This is a genomic window from Endozoicomonas sp. ALC020 (genome assembly GCF_049275935.1).
Classification (GTDB): domain Bacteria; phylum Pseudomonadota; class Gammaproteobacteria; order Pseudomonadales; family Endozoicomonadaceae; genus Endozoicomonas_A.
The window spans coordinates 656,473-673,688 of sequence record NZ_CP184830.1; the positions used below are offsets into that span (position 1 = coordinate 656,473).

19 protein-coding genes are annotated in these 17,216 nt (G+C 47.9%); 3 read left to right on the top strand and 16 right to left on the bottom strand.

Going from position 1 to position 17,216, the window contains the following annotated elements; all coding sequences use genetic code 11:
* Positions 1-11 precede the first annotated feature (11 nt).
* The 15 genes from fliE to flgB form a co-directional block, all read right to left on the bottom strand.
* Entirely contained in the window at positions 12-332 is a 321-nt protein-coding gene (fliE, locus tag ACOJUO_RS02395) for a flagellar hook-basal body complex protein FliE (RefSeq protein WP_422135158.1), read from the bottom strand.
* Positions 333-430: 98 nt separating this feature from the next.
* A complete protein-coding gene (locus ACOJUO_RS02400) occupies positions 431-1,324 on the bottom strand; it encodes an OmpA family protein (protein ID WP_422135159.1) in 894 nt (297 codons plus the stop codon).
* 5 nt (positions 1,325-1,329) lie between these two features.
* A complete protein-coding gene (flgN, locus tag ACOJUO_RS02405) occupies positions 1,330-1,839 on the bottom strand; it encodes a flagellar export chaperone FlgN (RefSeq protein ID WP_422135160.1) in 510 nt (169 codons plus the stop codon).
* The gene (gene flgM, locus ACOJUO_RS02410) at positions 1,811-2,119 is read right to left on the bottom strand and encodes a flagellar biosynthesis anti-sigma factor FlgM (RefSeq protein WP_422135161.1); all 309 of its coding nucleotides are present in this window, start codon (positions 2,117-2,119) and stop codon (positions 1,811-1,813) included. Before flgM ends, flgN begins: the two co-directional genes overlap by 29 nt.
* Before the next feature lie 103 nt (positions 2,120-2,222).
* Complete coding sequence (flgL, locus tag ACOJUO_RS02415; RefSeq protein ID WP_422138812.1) at positions 2,223-3,131, bottom strand: flagellar hook-associated protein FlgL; 909 nt, start codon at positions 3,129-3,131, stop codon at positions 2,223-2,225.
* Between the two features lie 21 nt (positions 3,132-3,152).
* A complete protein-coding gene (flgK, locus tag ACOJUO_RS02420; protein ID WP_422138813.1) occupies positions 3,153-4,784 on the bottom strand; it encodes a flagellar hook-associated protein FlgK in 1,632 nt (543 codons plus the stop codon).
* A gap of 14 nt (positions 4,785-4,798) precedes the next feature.
* A complete protein-coding gene (locus ACOJUO_RS02425) occupies positions 4,799-5,131 on the bottom strand; it encodes a rod-binding protein (RefSeq protein WP_422138814.1) in 333 nt (110 codons plus the stop codon).
* A gap of 27 nt (positions 5,132-5,158) precedes the next feature.
* Positions 5,159-6,277, bottom strand: coding sequence for a flagellar basal body P-ring protein FlgI (locus ACOJUO_RS02430; RefSeq protein WP_422138815.1), 1,119 nt, complete (start codon positions 6,275-6,277; stop codon positions 5,159-5,161).
* An 11-nt stretch (positions 6,278-6,288) separates the two neighbouring features.
* Complete coding sequence (locus ACOJUO_RS02435; protein WP_422138816.1) at positions 6,289-7,029, bottom strand: flagellar basal body L-ring protein FlgH; 741 nt, start codon at positions 7,027-7,029, stop codon at positions 6,289-6,291.
* Positions 7,030-7,052: 23 nt separating this feature from the next.
* Positions 7,053-7,838 (bottom strand): flagellar basal-body rod protein FlgG, encoded by a 786-nt coding sequence (flgG, locus tag ACOJUO_RS02440; protein WP_422135167.1) that lies wholly within the window; start codon positions 7,836-7,838, stop codon positions 7,053-7,055.
* Positions 7,839-7,878: 40 nt separating this feature from the next.
* Positions 7,879-8,613 (bottom strand): flagellar basal-body rod protein FlgF, encoded by a 735-nt coding sequence (gene flgF / locus ACOJUO_RS02445; protein WP_422135168.1) that lies wholly within the window; start codon positions 8,611-8,613, stop codon positions 7,879-7,881.
* Positions 8,613-9,833: a flagellar hook protein FlgE gene (flgE, locus tag ACOJUO_RS02450; RefSeq protein WP_422135169.1), complete on the bottom strand. Its 1,221-nt coding sequence runs from the start codon at positions 9,831-9,833 to the stop codon at positions 8,613-8,615. Before flgE ends, flgF begins: the two co-directional genes overlap by 1 nt.
* A gap of 21 nt (positions 9,834-9,854) precedes the next feature.
* Positions 9,855-10,496: a flagellar hook assembly protein FlgD gene (locus ACOJUO_RS02455; protein ID WP_422135170.1), complete on the bottom strand. Its 642-nt coding sequence runs from the start codon at positions 10,494-10,496 to the stop codon at positions 9,855-9,857.
* An 11-nt stretch (positions 10,497-10,507) separates the two neighbouring features.
* Entirely contained in the window at positions 10,508-10,927 is a 420-nt protein-coding gene (gene flgC, locus ACOJUO_RS02460; RefSeq protein WP_422135171.1) for a flagellar basal body rod protein FlgC, read from the bottom strand.
* A complete protein-coding gene (flgB, locus tag ACOJUO_RS02465) occupies positions 10,928-11,314 on the bottom strand; it encodes a flagellar basal body rod protein FlgB (protein ID WP_422135172.1) in 387 nt (128 codons plus the stop codon).
* Between the two features lie 242 nt (positions 11,315-11,556).
* Between flgB and ACOJUO_RS02470 the strand changes: the two genes are divergently transcribed.
* Positions 11,557-12,489 carry a bile acid:sodium symporter family protein gene (locus tag ACOJUO_RS02470; RefSeq protein ID WP_422135173.1) on the top strand — a complete coding sequence of 311 codons (933 nt, stop codon included), beginning with the start codon at positions 11,557-11,559 and terminating at the stop codon, positions 12,487-12,489.
* Here ACOJUO_RS02470 and ACOJUO_RS02475 read toward each other — a convergent pair.
* Positions 12,467-14,155, bottom strand: coding sequence for a SufS family cysteine desulfurase (locus ACOJUO_RS02475; RefSeq protein WP_422138817.1), 1,689 nt, complete (start codon positions 14,153-14,155; stop codon positions 12,467-12,469). The genes ACOJUO_RS02470 and ACOJUO_RS02475 overlap by 23 nt on opposite strands.
* Positions 14,156-15,012: 857 nt before the next feature.
* Between ACOJUO_RS02475 and ACOJUO_RS02480 the strand changes: the two genes are divergently transcribed.
* The gene (locus ACOJUO_RS02480; RefSeq protein WP_422137199.1) at positions 15,013-16,530 is read left to right on the top strand and encodes an IS1182 family transposase; all 1,518 of its coding nucleotides are present in this window, start codon (positions 15,013-15,015) and stop codon (positions 16,528-16,530) included.
* Between the two features lie 165 nt (positions 16,531-16,695).
* A complete protein-coding gene (locus ACOJUO_RS02485) occupies positions 16,696-17,163 on the top strand; it encodes a hypothetical protein (RefSeq protein ID WP_422135175.1) in 468 nt (155 codons plus the stop codon).
* Positions 17,164-17,216 lie beyond the last annotated feature (53 nt).

Below are 17,216 nucleotides of genomic sequence, written 5' to 3' on the forward strand. Positions count from 1 at the left end.
ATTTTTCTACCTTAAATCTGCATACGCATGATGTCTTCGTAAGCAGTCACTGCCTTATTACGGACCTGCATCAATGCCTGAAAGGAAATACTGGATTTCTGCATGGCAATCATGGTGCCCATGAGGTCATCACTCTCCCCGGTTTCAATGTTGTGCATCATGCTGCTGGAATGTTGTTGCAGATCATTAACCTTTTCGATGGCCTGTTGCAGCAGATTGCCAAAGCCGGTGGTAGTCACAGCTTCAGATTCAATTGCGGAAGGTAAAATCGGAGCAGGTCGGTTTTTCAGGAGTACACTGAGGGAATCCGGGTTAAGACCTTTGATGTCCATTGAGCCGCCATCCACTATTGTTCTGTGAAATATTGTTCTGTAAAAGTGCCTGGTGAGAACAGGCTCTTTCGTAGTTGACGATTTATTGTCAGAATTATTTATCGGCGGCTCAGGGTAATCTTTACCCGTCGGTTTTTATTTCTTCCTTCAACAGTTGCATTGGTGGCGACAGGATAGCGGTCACCATGAAAGCGCATGGTAAGACGCTGTTCGGGAATACCTTTTGATCGTAAATATCTATAAATCCGGCTTGCACGCACTTTTGACAGCTGAAGGTTTTCCAGCCTGTCACCCCGAGAATCTGTGTGAGCGTCAATGGCGACATTGGTTACACTTTTATCCACCAGAATATAAGTGGCCAGATCATCAAGATGTGATAACTGCTCAGAGCTTATACGAGAGCCTGAAGAGGAGTAATAGAACAGTGTTTCTTTTGCCTGTTCGTAGTTCAGAGCCAGCAATTCTCCATAACATTTATAAAATGTTGCTGCTGTTTTTTGGAAATTCATAGCGGGTATTTTAATATGAACAGGGTTAACTGCCTCCCTCTCAATCTCAATAACCAGCTGATGACCCTGTTGCATATCTTCCACAACACGGGCAACATTGATTCTCATTTCAAACTGTTTATCCGGCTCTGCTTCAACACCTCCCAGAGCGTTCAGATAATGGCTATGACGCCAGGGTGATTGCTGAACCCCAACACGAATATGTCGGGCTTCTTTAATGAAAAAATCCGGTTCCAGGGTTATATAATGAATGCCTCCGGCAGCCGCATTCAAAACGATACTACCCAGCCCCGTCACTTTGCTGTTCATGCGACACTCGAAACGGGAAGTGGTCAACTCCCATTTATGGAGACTGAGTTCCTGAGGGAATTCTCTGACTGAGTTGGCTGATGATCGGGAAAGCAGCAGCAAGGAGAAGCCAAAAATCGTGAGGCCAAAAATCAACAGTTTCTGAAATCGCCGCAAATCATCAGAAAACCACATGCTGATCAGCCCAGCTTTCTTTCGCAGATGCCCTGTTGGTTATAGGGCACAGGTTCCTGACTGGAAAAAACCACATCAATAATCTGGTTAGTACTGGCAGCCAAACGACTCAGCAGTTTGCCGTTTGCCTGATTCAAACTGCGGCAGCGACCTGCTGTGATTTCCAGTTGATGCCATTGTTTCAGTGTGATTTCAGACTTGGGAGTAGAAGCTATAATCTGCAGAAAAGTTCGTATACCTGCCGGGTCCGGTGACAACCCCGCTTCTTTCAAATAATGCTCTCGCAGGGAAGCATTCAGATGCAGCATGTCCAACAGTTTGACCTGAGTTTCCAGATGAGTTTCCAGAGCTGCAATATCCCTTTCCAGCATCAGGTTATGGGCCTTGCTCAGAACAGCTTCAAGTTTGCGGGTTAAAGCCAGTGCATCTCGAATATTATCCAGCAGTTTTTTTTCAGCAGAGACGTTGTAGGTACCACTTTTATTGTCATTCTTTTCTGTGGTCATCAAAGTCATCGGAAAGCTCCAGAATTTTATTGGCAAGCACTTGATAATCGACCGGCATCTCACCTTTTTTAATGGCGCGCCGAATGCTTTCCACTTTTTTACTGTCAATTTCATCTATGGCTGACAGAGACTGGAACAGTTCTTCAATATTCTGGGCTTCACCGCTCAACTGCAAACGATCATTATTGACTTTAGGGGGCTCGACAGCTTTCGCATCATTCTTAACTGCACGCTGACTTGCTATTGGACTAGCCGCTTTTTTTGGCCCGGTGCGATTTATTCCTGGCATCCTTTTCACCACTCGTATGTGATGGGTACAGAACTCCAATCGGCAAGGTGTCAAAAAATATTAAAATCCCCTGAAATGAGGATTTTTTTTTGCCCATGGCCCGTCAGAAATAATTGAACAGAGACAACTGCTTGATGTTGGCATAAACCTGCTGGCTGGCATTGAGCAGGGTCTGCTGCTGAGCCAGATCGGTAGCAGCCTTTGTCATATCAATATCTTCAAGGGATGAATGAAGTTTTTCCAGCATCAGTTTGATATCGGCATGACTTTCACTCACCCGGTCAAGCACACTCTGATTACTGCCAGCCTTGGTCTGGGCGATCCCTATCCTGTCCAGAGTGTCGTCAATCCATGTCAATGCGTCAGAAAGAACGGTGTTTAAACTCACAGGGTTTCTCAGTTCATCCACTGCATCAGACAGAGCATCAAAGACACTGTCTGTTGGTGGTGTAGCGGTTGGGTCAAAAAACAGATTTTCTCCCGGCTCATTAACCGGTATCTGGGCAGAGCCGCTGATATTGACCTGGCGAAGGTTATTATTGCCATAGTATGAATAATCACCAGCGACTTCATCAACAGGCTTCTGGGTGCTCAGGGTTCCGGAGAAAATATATTGCCCGTCTGCCTGCTGATAATTGGCCAGGCTTAACAGAGACTTACTGACCGTATCCAGCTCCTCTGCCAGTGGCACATAGTCCTGATCAGTCAGGGTTCCGTTGCTGGACTGCAAAATAATGTCTCTGGCACGCCGCAGTTGCTCAGTCATTCCACTGTACAAAACATCTTGCTGTTGCAGCATTCTCCTCGCCGAATCAATATTATCTTCATACTGTCCTATTGCCGTTAATTCATTATTGATCTGAAGAATTTTTACTGTGTCAACGGAGTCATCTGATGGTTGCAAGATACGCTTTCCGCTTGCCATCTGGTCAGTGGTTACAGCCAGTCTGGCCATACCGTCCTGCATAGCCCTGAGCATAATATTATTGAAATTGATGCTGCTGATACGCATGTTTTCGGCTTCCTGTTTTAATCAGAACATTCTCAGCAATGAATCAAATGTCTGCCGGGCCACTGAAATTACCTGAGCATTGGCACTGTAAAGTTGCTGAAAGCGCAGAAGGTTGGCGGCTTCTTCATCCAGATTGACACCGCTATAAGCATTTCGGCTCGCTTCAGCCTGCTCAAACAGCTTTTTACCCCCATCGGCTTCTGTTTTCGCCTGAGAAGTCTGTACCGCAATATCGCCAATAAACCGGGTATAGCTTTCAGTCAGACTACTTTGCCCTTCTATCAGAGCATCATTCTGAAGCTGAATAATTGTCTGCAAGTTTGAATTATCGGCCACGCCGCCACCTGGTGCTGCCAGAGCCAGAGCAAAGGGTTCCGTCAGAACCGCATCAAGATCTCTGGCACCATAACGCACCGGTGACAACCGGTAAGCCTGGTCAGTAGCGGTGCCGTCGATATCAATTTCAACACCATCAAAGTTCAGGGTATCGGTACCGGCACCGGATAAGCTGCCACTGAATTGAACCCCGTCGTTCAAACGGGTAATAACATAGTTGCCGGTGTTATCTACCCGCAGATCATAGTCGCTGGCTTTGACTTGGGAACTATCCGTAATTCTCATATCAGACACTGCGGTAGAGACAACGTCCAGGGAAAATATACCACTGGCAGGATTTGTCAGATCAGAAAAAAGGTCGACACCGGCGTTGCCATTAACATCTTCCCCAAGTCGAAGCTGGGCATTGATCGTCGATGATATGACTACTGCCAGGCGCCCAATCTCATTTTGAGCCTGTGTTAAAGTGCCATTCTGGTAATTCAGGATGCCACCAATGCTGCCTCCCGGATCACCGTGTACCTTTAGAGAGGCAGAATCACTTTCAAACTCCAATGAAAAGCCATCAGGGTTGCTGGCTGATCCGCTCACATTCAGGTTGTTTCTCTGATCACCAACCAGCAGTGGCTGCCCTGATTTCAGATAAATATTAATACTGCCATCTGACTGCTCCAGAACATTGATGCCCATCAGCTTTGATAATTCTTTGACGGCCAGATCCCGCTGGTCAAACATCTCGTTAGCAGCCTCACCACTGGCACTGATCTTCTTCAGCTGGTCATTAAAGCCGACAATATTTGCCAGCAAACCATTCGCTTCTGCCACCGCAGCCTCCAGCTGCCGCCCGACCAGCCCCTGATGACCCGCAATTTGGTTATTCAGTGTCGTAAACTGCTGAGCCAGTTTATTACTTTCGCTGAGTATGACCTGCCTGGCAGCACTGGAATAAGGATCAACCGTTGCGCCATTGAGCGTCGTAAAGAAACTCTCAAGGCCTGAGGTAAGAGAGGTGCTGTCATCGCCCAACCACTGGTCCAGCGAATTGATGTATTCTGAAAAAGTGGCGGTTTTTTCTGCCAGAGATTGGCTCTCCCACATCTGGGCAGTAAGAAAACTATTAGCTATTCGCTCGACACTGGATGCATTAACACCGGTTCCCTTGGTACCGATTCCCGGATGCAAAGTGTAAGTCGGGTACCAGTAAACCCTTTGACGGCTATAGCCTTCTGTTTCGGCATTGGCAATATTATTGCTGGCGACATTAAGCGACGCCTGGCTGGCCTGTAATCCAGAAATACCTATCTGCGTCAGACTCATGTCATCTACCCCGATTAACGTTCAGCATCAAGCCCGTCGTCTTTATCACCCAGCTGCCTTACCAATGCCTCAGCGATACCCAGCCCGCCTTCTTTACCCAGATGTCCGGCAATCTGGCTGTCAAACATCGACTGAAAAAACTGCACATCCTTGCCCGACGTCGGCAAGTCTGAGCTGCTCATCATCGCTTCATTGGCCCTGCGCATACTCTTGAGTAATTCGTTAACAAATATGGCTTCAAAGGCTTCTGCTGCTTCTTTCAAATCCCCGGGAGCTTTCCCCTGACCGGAGTCCGGCTGATAAATACCGGCCAGATGTTTAGCCGACAGAGTGCTGCCAATATCCATATCGAACGCCCTTATCGTAAATTCTATTTAAATCACAATTAATTCGGCTTCCAACGCCCCGGCTGCTTTGAGCGCCTCAAGAATTGACATCAAGTCTGTGGGAGTCGCCCCGACACCGTTAATAGCCATGACCACTTCCTGCAAAGTGACTCCTTCCTTAACCATATAGATAGCGGCATTCTGCTCTTCTATTGCGACATCACTGTTTAATATCACTTCTGTGCCTCCTCCCCGAGAGAATGCACCAGGTTGTGATACCGAGGTTGTCTGCCGGACTTTAACAACGAGGTTGCCATGACTGACTGCAGCCGGACGAACACGAACATGCTCGCCCATGACCACAGTTCCTGTTCTGGAATTGAAAATAATACGTGCCGCAGGATCTGCCGTTTCAACATTCAGCCCTTCCAGCATGGACATAAAGGCCACCCGCTGGCTACTGTCTTTGGGAGCCGAGACCAGAATAGAGACACCATTACTGGCGTTGGCGACTTTGGGGCCAAAGTGATTATTAATGGCCGTCACTACCCTGCGAGCATTGGTATAACTGGGTTCTTTTAAATTCAGTACCAGCTGTTCCCCAAAGTTGAAAGCGCTCTTTACTGAACGCTCAACCAGTGCACCTCCGGGAATGCGACCGGCGTTAGTACTGTTAATCTGTATAAGGCTACCAGCGACCGGAGCATCCGCCGTTCCTGCCAAACCCTGAGCAGAAACTCCGCCCACAATCAGACTGCCCTGGGCTACAGCAAACACCTCGCCATTAATACCTTTCATCGGTGTCAGCAGCAGAGTTCCACCTCTGAGGCTCTTGGCATCACCAATAGAAGAAACGGTTACATCGATTTTCTGACCCGGACGGGCAAACGGAGGCAAGCTGGCATGGACGGTGACCGCTGCAATATTTTTTGAATTCACATCAGAACTGCTGATGGTTAATCCAAACTCTCTCAGCATGTTCACCAGTGATTGTTTGGTAAACGCTGATTTATCTCCGGTGCCATCAAGCCCCACCACCAGACCGTAACCAATCAGCTGATTATTTCTGACACCTTCAACATCCACCATATCCAGCAAACGACGGGCACTGGCATTACCTGCCAAAACCAGCATAAGAAAAATGATGCCCCATCGCGTTGAAGACATAATGACCCCTGTCAAAATGGAAACCATGGACTGTTAAGCATCTTGCTCACCCAGCCTGGTTCATGGGCATCTGAGTTAATGCCTAATGCCACGTAATCAATTTTTGCTTCCGCCAGTCGCTCAGACGAAACCTTGTTATCCGTTTTGATATCTTCCGGCCGGACCAGCCCGCTGATCTTGATCAGCTCTTTACCCGAATTGATGGTCAGCCATTTTTCTCCCTCGACCCTGAGGGTGCCATTGTTGAAAACCTCGACCACCTTCACGGCAATATTACCTTTCAGGCTATTACCACGACTGGCGGAAGTATTGCCTCCGTAAGTTCTGGAAGGCTGAATTTCAAAGGCCAGAGATCTGCCCCCGCCAAGAATCGATGCACTGCTTTTACCAAGCAGAGTGGGATCAGGAATGCTGATGGCATTATTTTTGTTGACATTACTTAAACCACTCATGCTGATATTCGTGGTACCTTCCAGCTCGATGGTAAGAATATCGCCCAACCGATAGGCACGACGGTCGGAGAACATAAAATACCCGTAGTTGGCATTAAACAGACTGCCGTTGGGATAAACAGCTTCGTTGTAAGAGTTCCCCTTTTGAAAGGCCACTTTTTCGAGAGCCATTTTTTCCGCTTCAGGTTCAGGACGCTCTGTCACTTGCTGTTGATTACCAGCAGGTTGGGTGTCCCCCTGACGGGGTGCAGTCGAACAACCCAACAACATAAAAATAGCTATAAAACACAGAAGTCTCATTCCCTGCCCTCTATCCAGCCCTGTTAAAGAGTCTGGTTAACAAACTGCATCATTTCATCAGCCGCTGCGATGACCTTGGAATTCATTTCATAGGCCCGTTGTGCTGATATCATATTGACCAACTCTTCCACTGAGCTGACATTGGATGTTTCCAGAGTAAACTGTTTCAGCGAGCCCAGACCTCCCTCACCCGCAGTGCCTTCTACCGGATCACCACTGGCGTTGGATTGCAGGTACAGATTCCCCCCCAGAGCCACCAGGCCAGCCGGATTAACAAAATTAACAACGGTGATCTGGCCTATTTCTGTCGGTTCAACCTGCCCCTGAATGGTTGCCATAACAATGCCATCTTCACTGATACTGATTCCGGTAGCGTCAGCGGGCAGGGTAATGCCAGGCTCCAGGGGCAAACCACTGGCGTTCACTATTTGACCATCTCCATTCAGATGAAACTGACCATTTCTGGAGAATGCAGCGGTTCCATCAGGTTGAGTAAACTGAAAAAAACCATTCCCGATGATCGCCACATCCAGTGCCTGTTTCGTGGTTTCATAACTACCGGGAGTAAACACTTTCTGGGTTCCGGTAATTTTTACGCCGGTTCCTATCTGCAGGCCGGAAGGCAATTCGTTGTCCTGGTCTGACAGCGCCCCCGGCTGTTTTCCAATGTGATAAAAGAGATCTTCAAAGCTGGCCCGATCCCGTTTAAAACCGATGGTATTGACGTTGGCCAGGTTGTTGGAAATGATGGCCATCTGCTTTTCCTGAGCAGCCAGCCCAGTTTTACTGACCCATAATGAGGGATTCATAGACTCATCCTCTGAGCTATAAGTTGTTATCTGCTGTCAGTTACTGATCTCTGACTAAACGGTCACCTGCAGAAGCCATGTCGCCAGCGGTTTTCATCAGCTTCATCTGGGCCTCAAACTGTCGGCTGAGGCTTAAAAACGACACCATTTCTTCCAGAGCATTAACATTACTGCCTTCAAGAAAACCGCTTCGTAACCTGACTTCCGGATCCGCCTCCAGCTCTCCACCCTCAATCGAACGAAAAAGCCCGTCTGCGCCTTTGGTAATTTCTGTAATAGTCGGGTTCACCAGCTTTAACTGGCCCACCTGAACAGGATTGCCGCCCTCAGCAGGTACAATACTTATCGTGCCGTCTACACCAAAGGAGACAGACTGATTATCCGGTAACTGAAGAGGCCCGCCATCTCCGATAACGGCATACCCCTGGGCGGTCAGTACGTTACCTTCGTCATCTATTTTTAACTGTCCGGCTCGGGTATAAGCTTCATTGCCATCACTGCCCTGGACTGCAAACCAGCCACTGCCACTGATCGCAACATCCATTGCACGACCGGTAGTCTCCATTGCACCGCTGGCAAAACGACTACCGAGTCCTCGCATTTTCGGCATCACCCGGGCTTCAAGGCCATCACCCTTCATTTCCACGGCCATACTGCTAACAAAGTCCCGGCGGAATCCGGGGGTAGAGACATTAGCCAGATTATTGGCATGTACCTGCTGGGCTTGCATGGCCAGATTGGCTCCGGCTGTGCTGATATATAGAACTTTATCCATCAGATAATATTCATCAGTGCCTGAGTAAGGTTGTTACTGGTTTCAATGGTTTTGGCATTGGCCTGATAGTTACTCTGGGCCTCAATCAAACGCACCAGTTGCAAAGAGATGTCGACATTGGATTGTTCCAGTGCTCCTGACTCCAGGGAACCCATAACACCCGCTCCCGGAATACCCAAAGCAGCATTACCTGAAGCAAAGCTTGACTGCCAGAGGCTGTCCCCTATTGGAATCAAACCACTGTCGTTAGCAAAATCGGCCAGAACGATCTGCCCCTGAACCTGGGTTTGTCCGTTGGAGTAAAGCGCCTGAAGAATACCGTCAGCAGTAATCTGAATACCGTTGAGTGAGCCCGGAGGAAAACCATTCTGGGTGACCCGGTTTACCGATGAGTCAGTGCCCAACTGAGTGAAATCTGAAAAATCGATGTTGAAGCTCATCGCGTCAGCACCGGACAGCCGGGCATCCCCGGCTGGAATACCCAGAGTGACCGCGCCGCCAACAGGGGTTGCCAGGGTTCCATCGTTATTAAATGTGACCGGCTGAGTCAGGTCCGGCCCCTGCCCATCAAAATAATATTCAATGTTCCAGGCGTTATCTGCAGTTTTTGCAAAATACATACTGACGGTGTGCGATCCACCCAGACTGTCATTAACATTAAATGCCATGGTGGAATTAAAGGTAGACCGGTTGGTTGGGTCTATTGCCACAGCAGGCGTAATGGCATCCGTTCTGGCATCCAGATTGGCAAGCGTCACCACATCGGTAGTTGCCTGAGCGGGTATAGAGGTCTGGTTGATTTTCAGGTCAGTCTGGGTACCGGCCAGTACGTTGCCTGATGCATCCGCTGAATACCCCTGAAGCCTCAGGCCCTTATTATTGACCACATTATTATTGGCATCTAACTGAAAGAAACCGGCTCTTGTGTAATTCATTTGGCCATTGTCATTCACGACAAAAAAACCCTGACCATTAACCGCCATATCAAGCGCATTATCTGTTGAAGTGATACTGCCCTGTGAGAACTGCTGACTGATAGATGCCACCTCAACACCTGCCACCTGACCATTACCACTACCTATCGAAGAGGCATAAACATCAGAAAATTCTGCACGGGACCCTTTAAAGCCAATGGTATTACTGTTGGCAATATTATTACTGACTATTTCCAGATCCTGCTGTGCAGCATTTAATCCGGTCAACCCGATTCTAAACGACATTCTCCACCCTCCCTGACAGTCTTATTTGCCAATTGTTGAGATAGAAGACAGTGGTACAGATCCCATGCCTTCAAGCCTTAATTCACTTCCGGAACTGGTCATATTGATACCGGTGACCGTAGATTTCATAGACAACTTACCGCTATAGGCTTCATTACCATTGACTCCGGTCGCAGTGACCGTGTATTGCCCGGGAGCAAGATCATCCAGAGTGAATGGAATAATGCCTGCCGACTGTTGTCCCAGTGATTTGGACTGAACCAGACTACCATCCGGCGTATAAATCCGAATAAGAACGTCCGAAGCATTAACCTGCAACTCGGTTTTCCCGCTGTATTGACCTTCCTCTTCTATCGACAGGCTATTGGAGTCAACCCAGACTTCTTTCCCTACCAGTCCGGCTGCCCCCAGAGACTGGGACTGCTGAAGTGAACTGGTCAGACCACCAATTCGATCATCAATAGAGTTCAGGCTTTCAACAGAGGATATTTGCGAAAGCTGTGTCAGCATCTGGTTGGTGTCCATCGGCGCCAACGGGTCCTGGTTGTTCAATTGTGCGATGAACAGTTCGATAAACTGATCCTGGTTGACCTGTAGCGTTCTGCTGTCATTGTTCACAGCGTTAACGCTGCTGCCTGATGAGACCGAATTAATGCCTGTCATAGCTCTCCTTTTTACTCACCAAGCGACAGCAGTCGTTGCTGTAATTTCTTGGCGCTGACCATAACTTCCATACTGCTCTGGTAGCTGCGAGTGGCCGACAGCATGTCAGCCATTTCCTGCATCACATTGATGTCGGGATAGAAAACGTAACCCTCCTTGTCAGCCAGAGGGTTATCAGGTTCGTATCGTTTATTTTTGGCACTGGGTGGCATTTCCAAAACATCATCAACCTGCACCAGGGCAGCTCCTCTATTTTCTCCAACAGCCTGCTTGTAAATGGCAGAAAAAACGGGTTTAACAGGGCGGTAAGCTTCTTCAGCAGTGCTGCCTGCACTGGAGATATTAGCCAGATTACTGGCAATGGTATTCAGACGAACCATCTGGGCATTCAATGCCGAACCGGATATTTCATAGAGGTTGTCCAGTTTCATTTATCGACCCCCCTTAATAGCCTGCTCAAGGGAGCCAAGCTTTTTACGGAGAAAAATAAGACTGGTTTGAAAGTCCATGGCATTCTGAGAGAAGTATGCCTGCTCAACGCCCAATTCTACCGAGTTGCCATCAGTAGTTTGATGGAATGGAATGCGATACAACATTGAATTGTTTTGCCCAGTGGGTGGCATGTCCAGATGCCTGCCGTCGGTGGTGGCATCTCCGGAAAGCTGCCCATTCAAGATGGTTTTAAACTCTACATCCCGGGCTTTAAATCCCGGTGTATCAATGTTTGCCAGGTTTCCGGCAATCACTTCAGCACGGACTCCCCGAAACGCCAGAGCCCGGGGATGAACACCCAACGCAGCTTCAAAACTGATGGCCATAGGAGTTAAGCTCCTGCTTTATCGTTATTGATTTACTCCTGATCAACGACAATCCGGTTTTTACTCATTGCCAGACTAAGCAGCTTGCAGCAAAAACAGATTGTCGGTTTCAATGCTCCCTCTGTTACTCAACTTGCTCTGAGTGGTCTGTCACCCGGGTTCACATTGGTTTAAGATTTATCTAGCGACTCAAGAAAATCTTTAGCTGCCAATGATTAACGGTTGGCGTGGAAAAATCCTTCATGCTTTTGAATACGATGACACGACTTTTTCCTTTATGGGCGGTTATCTTTTCGGCCCTCGCTTATTCCTTCCCAGAGGGCTTTGACCACCTTGGTTACCTGATTACTCCGGGACTCAGCCTGATCATGTTGTTTATGGGACTGACCTTATCAGTGACCGACTTCGCCCGAATCAAAAATCGTTTACCCGCGCTCTCTGCTGGAGTGATTCTGCAATTCGGTATCATGCCTTTTGCCGGGTTATTGATTGCACAACTTCTGAGTCTTCCCGTGGATTTGACAATAGGCATGATTCTGGCTGGCAGTGTTGCCGGGGGGACCGCTTCTAACGTGCTGTGTTATCTGGCCAGGGGAGATGTTGCACTGTCCATTTCAATGACCGCTGCATCAACTCTGATAGGCGCTTTCGCTACTCCCCTGTTAATCAGTCTTCTTGCTCACCAGTATATTGAAGTGGAACCACTGGCAATGATGTGGAGCCTGGCCAGGATAGTTGTTTTACCGGTGGCTCTGGGGGTTCTGATCAACCATTTCTGCGATGGTTTCGTGCAAAAACTGAGCCCTCTGTTTCCACTCTGTTCCATGGCTAGCATCCTTCTGGTCATTGCCGTGGTCGTGGCGTCTAATGCTCAGGAGCTGCCAGAAATTGGACTCATTACTATTCTGGCAGTGGCTTTGCACAACGGCACAGGACTGAGTCTGGGTTATCTGGCAGCGTACCTGTCAGGCTTTGACCGGAAAACCTGCAAGACCGTCGCCATTGAAGTCGGGATGCAGAACTCCGGTCTGGCTGTTGTACTGGCTACCAAATTCTTTATGCCTACCGCTGCTCTGCCGGCTACATTCTTCAGCATCTGGCATAACATCACAGGCTCTGTTCTTGCAGCCTGGTGGGCAAAGACAGATACCGTTATTCAAACCGGTGAGCAATAGATCTGATCTCTTCTATAATCGCCCTCAGCCCATTGCCCCGTGATGGGCTCAGATGGTTGTACAGGTCCAGACTGGCAAACCATCCATCGATATCAAAACGACTGATGTCTTTTGGTGTACAACCATTAAAGACGGAAATCACGATAGCGATGAGCCCCCTGATCACTCGGGCATCAGAATCCGCAGCGAAGAACAGCTTCATGGACTGCTCGTCATAAAAATGATGCAACCAGACGGTACTTTCACAGCCATGAAGTCGTGACTCTTCGGTTCTCATCGTTTCTGGCAGAGAAGGCAGTTTCTTGCCAAGCAGCATAATATGAAGGTACTTTTCCTGCCAGCTTCGGGCATTGGTGATTGTCTGGAAAATCTGATTTTTCGTAAACTCGGCAACATGCTCACCTTCAAGCTGGTTGAAGAAGGCTGAATCGGCTTTAATCTCTTTGCTCAGGGGAGAAGCATCAAACTCGCCGTTCACAATACGGGTCAGCGCTAACAGGAAGGCATCCACATCAGCAAGTGTGTTATAGAGAGAAAAAGAAGCTCTGACGGTTCCTGACAATCCCAGATGCTCCATCAACGGCATGGTGCAATGATGGCCAGTCCTTACGGCAATACCCTGTTGATCCAGCAATAGACCAATATCCTGATTGTGAAACCCTTCGACTACAAAAGAGACGACAGACACTTTCTCTCTGGCTTCCCCCACCAAAGTGACTCCGGGAATTTTTCTCAAACCAGCTTCCGTTTTTCTTCTCAGCCTGTCTTCATGCTCAGCAATCTGTCCCATATCCAGTGACCTCAAAAAACGGATGGCTTCCCCGAGTCCGATCACGCCCGACACATTGGGAGTACCCGCTTCGAATTTGAAGGGTAAGTCGTTGAACGAAGTGCCGCTGAAACTGACCCGCCGAATCATTTCTCCCCCGGCCTGCCAGGGTGGCATGTCTTCCAGTAAGGCTTTACGACCGTATAAAACACCGATACCGGTTGGGCCAAATACTTTATGGCCGGAAAAAACATAGAAGTCACAGTTAAGTTTCTGTACGTCAATAGCAGAATGCGCCACTGCCTGGGCGCCATCCACCAACACCAATGCGCCCCTGGCTTTGGCTTCAGGAATAAGCGTTTGAAGCGGGTTCACTGTTCCAATCGCGTTGGAGACATGGGTAATAACAAGAATCCTGGTTCTGTCCGTCAACTGTTCGCGAAAACTCTTGCTATCAAGTTCTCCCTGCCTGGTGACACTGATGACTTTGATCACAGCGCCTGTTTGTTCGGCCACCAGTTGCCAGGGCACAATATTGGCATGATGCTCCATGGCCGAAAGCAGAATTTCATCGCCCGGCTGCAACTGACTTCTTCCCCAACTTTGAGCGACCAGATTGAGAGCTTCTGTCGCGCCCCGCGTCCAGATAATTTCGTCAGAACTGGCGGCATTCAGGAAATGCTTAACCTCCTCCCTTGCTTCCTCAAAGGCATGGGTTGAGCGAGCACTCAGGTAGTGTGACGCACGATGTACATTGGCATTGGCTTCCCGATAAAAACGATCTATGGCTTCAATGACCGGGAAAGGTTTCTGGGTAGTGGCAGCATTATCCAAATACACCAACGGATGGCCATGGGCATGCTGTTCCAGAATGGGAAACTGCTTTTTCAGGTTCATATGAGCCTTTCCTGATTCGATTCGGGCATTGTAAGCACTCAGCCATACGGAATCGAATATTTCTGGCTTATTGGGCAGGTGCTCTGCAAGGCGCAACGACGGGAACATAGCAAGCTATGTGACCAGAGTTGCAACGCATCACGACTGCATGGATGCAGGAGCTAGAGCAACGCAGGAGCAGTTGCCGCGAGTGCCTGAACAATAAGTCAGAAAATATGATTTCGTATGGTTGAGTACTTATTGATGAATGCGGATTATTATCAATTGACGGTAGCGACAATATGTTAGCGACAATATTAAAGTCAGGATTTGTGACGATGCTCAGTCTGTAAATTATGAAGAAACGAGATGCTATCCACCTTATGGTTGACTGTTTCCAACATTAACCATTTATGCTCGCATAAACGTCAGGGTGTTCTAGGAGCCTGACCGAGAATAGACTGCCCTACTGCGGCGGCAGCAAATTGGTCTGAAAATCCGCTTTTGTTCGTCAAATAGCTCGCTATTCTCCTTACAAAACCGAATTTTCATCCTCAATTTTCTGCCGTCCTCGCTACGGGCGCTATTCTCGGTCAGGCTCCTAGCAGCCTGTCGGACTTAAGCGTCCGTAGCGAGGATTGCAAGAAATTGAGGATAAAAATCTCTGTTTCTGAGGAGAATAGCGAGCTATTTGACGAAGAAACAGAGATTTTTAGACCAATTTATTGCAACCGCACGACTGCATGGATGCAGGAGCTAGAGCAACGCAGGAGCAGTTGCCGTGTAGGACAGTCTTAAGTCCGACAGGCTGCTAGGAGCCTGACCGAGAATAGGCTTATCTGTTATGATAAGCCTTAAACCAACTCTGATTATGCCAAATGTCACCACCACCAAAGTTTAAGGACAGTCCTGTTGAGTTTGATCAGCATCTGCTGTTCCCAACCAACGTTTTCGATTTGCTTCCCAAAGATCATGATTGTTTTATTTATGAAAGCATTTTTCAGAACATTAATACGTCTGAAGTCGAAAAAAAATATCACCACCTTGGTCAGCACGCATACCCTCCAAAGCTCATTGTCGCTATTCTGATCTACGCATACAGCCATGGTGTTTTCAGTTCCCGTGAGATTGAGCGACGGTGTCGACAAGACTTGGCGTTCATGTATATCTCACAAATGAACTGCCCGAATTTCAGGGTTCTTGGTGACTTTCGTAAGGATAATCTGTCGTTTTTCCATGACTGCTTCAAACAGTCAGTCAAACTGGCCATTGAACTCAAAATGGCATCACTGGGTCATATCAGCCTGGACGGCTCCAAGTTCAAAGCCAACAGCTCAAAACACAAGGCCATGAGCTACGGGAGGCTCAAAGCGAAAGAGGCAGAACTCAGTACCGAAGTGGATGAGCTGATCAAAAAAGCCAGTCAGTGTGATCAGGAAGAAGATGACGCCTACAAAGCAACCAATGGTTACAGCATTCCTGAAGACCTCCAGTTTAAAGAAGAGCGCCTGAAAAAAATCAAAGAGGCCAAGAAAGCACTTGAAGAACGTGAAAAAGCTTTAAATCCAGACAAACCAATAGACGACAAAAAGCAGATCAGTTTTGCAGATCACGATGCCCGCATGATGAGCAAGAAGGGGTATTGTGAGTACAGCTACAATGCTCAAATTACAGTTGATTCCGATAACCAGATCATTGTTGGCCAGCATGTCAGCCAACACGCCAACGATGTACAGGAAGTGGAGCCGGCGCTGAGGGCATTATCAGGAGCCACTGATGGCGCGGCTGTAGATAAGTGGAGTATGGATAATGGTTACTTTTCAGGGTCAAACTTACATACAGTCGAGCGACATGAGATTGATGCCTATATCGCAACCGACAAGGCGGAGAAGCCTGCCGCTGACGACCTTGAAAGCTCTGACAGGAAGTTTGTCAAAGCGGATTTTGCGTATGATTCCGAAGCTGATGTATTTATCTGTCCGGCAGGGGAAAAGCTGGTAACGAACCCGGCCAGCAAAAGCAAAAGAAAAAGCTACCGGGCAAACAAGACGGTATGCAGGGAATGCCCTTATCGTCGGAATTGCAGTGATTCAAAGAAAGAGGCTGGCAGGGTTATCCGTACCGATAAGTTTGAAAAAGCACGTCAGGCTATGAATAAGAAAATGGAGACAGCCGGTGCGAAAGCCATATATGAGCGTCGTAAAGTTATTGCGGAGCCACCATTTGGACAGATAAAAGAATCTGGTTTCCGAGGGTTCAGTCTCCGCGGCAAAGAAAAAGTTTCAGCGGAATTTTCACTGGTATGCACTGCGCATAATATCAAAAAATTTGTAAAAGCGGCTTCCACGAGGTCAATCCGTCTTGAAGATTTGAAAGAGGCTAAAAAGGCAGCATAGAGGCTGTGAGAAGGCATAAATATGCAAAAATGAGCAAAATCCCACTAATAATTGGATATTTTTTGCTCATTTTAAGATTTGGGAAAACTTCTGTTGGTCTGGTTGCGCTATTCTCGGTCAGGCTCCTAGAATACAGGCTGCAGCAATGCAACCGGAGATTTAATTATGTCGAGGCAAAATGCAAACCAAACCGTTACGATAGCATTTATCATGGTTTTGTTATCGCTCTGCTCCATGAATGCCTTCTCCGTTGGTCAGGCACAGATAGAATTCATACAGGGAGGCGGCGAGGATACTTTCACAGTGACTACGGGAGTTCCAAGAGAATGCATTGACCATGTCTCGCCGTGGTCTGTGCAAACCACTGCAGGAAACGAAAAAATCATGAATATTTATTACCGTCAGGAGGCGCCCTACTGTGACATAGATCCGTCCATCCTGCTTTTCGAGGTAAAAAGTAATCAACACTCTGACAAGCTTGCCCAATTTAAGTGGTTGAAAGATGCGGATGAAGACCCGACTTTGGTCGAAATCTATGACCCTGATCATTTATTAACGGTTGATGCTGGCGATGTCTATCGTATCAAGGTCACGGCTAGCTATGGTGGTCGGCCTCAACAAGAACTCAGGTAAATCAGAACACTTCAGTGTGAAACAAACTACGAGCTGGCCAGAACATTATCAGG